This window comes from Candidatus Magnetaquicoccus inordinatus, from assembly GCF_004217665.1.
Lineage (GTDB): Bacteria > Pseudomonadota > Magnetococcia > Magnetococcales > Magnetaquicoccaceae > Magnetaquicoccus > Magnetaquicoccus inordinatus.
Genome location: NZ_RXIU01000420.1, coordinates 1 through 1,528, shown reverse-complemented (window position 1 = coordinate 1,528; position 1,528 = coordinate 1). Strand labels below are relative to the sequence as shown.

Here is a 1,528-nt window from a genome sequence, read left to right as displayed (position 1 = left end):
CCACTCAAAGAGTTTGGCCAGTTTAACCACCATGCTTTGCGACAAACCAGCCTCTTTGCCAGCCATAAAAAGCGAACCATCCTCACCAATGGTTCCTGCAATGCGCTTGACTTGGGTATCAAACTGCTTCTTCTGCACATGCGCTTTATAGGCAGTACCATTGGCGCGACGCATTACCCACAACAAGGAATCAGGATTCATCGAGTAGGCGAGACCAATCAACTCACCCTGCTCATCCATGGCCAAACGCACATCCTGACCCGGCTTCATCATCTTGGCCAGATTAAACACCGGACGCGCTGCCATTGCCACCTGATAGGCGGTTGACTGATTGATGCCATGGCGCGCCAACAGCGTGGTCAAGAGATCTCCAGTGCGCACTGTATCTCGCACCTGATGGGCTGCACCACTAAACAGATCACGTACTGGCAAAGGTATATTTTGCGGCAAAATGGGTGGAGGAGGGGCCTGAGTGACAATCGTTGCTTCTGCCTCATCAGCACTATCCTTGGTCCGAACCCCTATCGGTACCCGACGCACTTCACTGGTAAAAGTGCCATCCTCCTTGCGCACCACCTGCAGTGTACGGGTATTGTCTAACGGATAGTGCAGTGCTGAAAGATGATTGCTCGAATCATAGGTTAACTTAAGCAGGCGACCCAAACGAAAGGTGCGTGTCAAGTTATAGACCTTGTGGCGCTTGGCCACAGCCTTGCCTTCACGAGCCGCCGCCAAGGCAACAGGGCGGGCCACACCATGCCGTTGCAACACACTAAAAATGGTATCGCCGCTTTGTACCTGCTCGATAACCGCATGGGTCATACCAAAATCCATGCGCAACATCGTGCTTTCATCGCTGGTATTCAGGGTGCGCGGCAGCGAGGCCAAAAGTGGTGCACCAGGCACTGCTCGTTCACTTTTCGCCGTTGAGCGCGCATCATCGCCACGCAATAACCATGTCAAATAATCGGAAGCACTTTGATGCTGCCGCGTACTGGCATCAGAAACCTGTTGCACCGCTACCAACGTCACGATACCCATTGCCAACAGCAGATATAAAAAGCGACGCAAGCGCAAATAACGCAGCGCGCGCTGCGAGAGCAGGCGCGATTCCATCAGGGAAGAGTCTTTGGCAAGCAGGAACTTCTGGGTTTTCCGGGAAACGAGCATGATCTTCGTTCTCACAGTCATCAGATTGACGTAACTTACACAAAAGCAGAGCGAAACCTGGTTAAAGCAAATTTCAATCCAATTTTGTGATTAACGTATGTTTGCGGTGCGGAAAAATCCCCACCGGCTTTCTGACCGGCTTTGACCCTTCTATTACACAACAGAAACAATGTCAAGCATTTTTGCCGATCCAGCATTGCAGATCTTGTAAAGCGCGCTCTGCCAGAGCCCCTTTCCGGTCGTTTTTGCGCGTAGCAGGTGGTGGCTCAGGAAAGAGGCCAAAATTGATATTCATCGGTTGAAAATTGGCACTATTGGCACCAGCAGTGATATGGTTTAACAAGGCGCCGTGCGCTGT

The 1,528-nt window shown here is 51.6% G+C and carries 1 protein-coding gene and 1 pseudogene; both read right to left on the bottom strand.

The window, feature by feature from the left end:
- Positions 1-1,170: peptidoglycan DD-metalloendopeptidase family protein (locus EJP87_RS16190; protein ID WP_130472882.1), on the bottom strand; the 1,170-nt coding region annotated here is incomplete at its 3' end.
- A 172-nt stretch (positions 1,171-1,342) separates the two neighbouring features.
- Positions 1,343-1,528: pseudogene (locus tag EJP87_RS16185) on the bottom strand (methylenetetrahydrofolate--tRNA-(uracil(54)-C(5))-methyltransferase (FADH(2)-oxidizing) TrmFO); the annotation flags it as partial.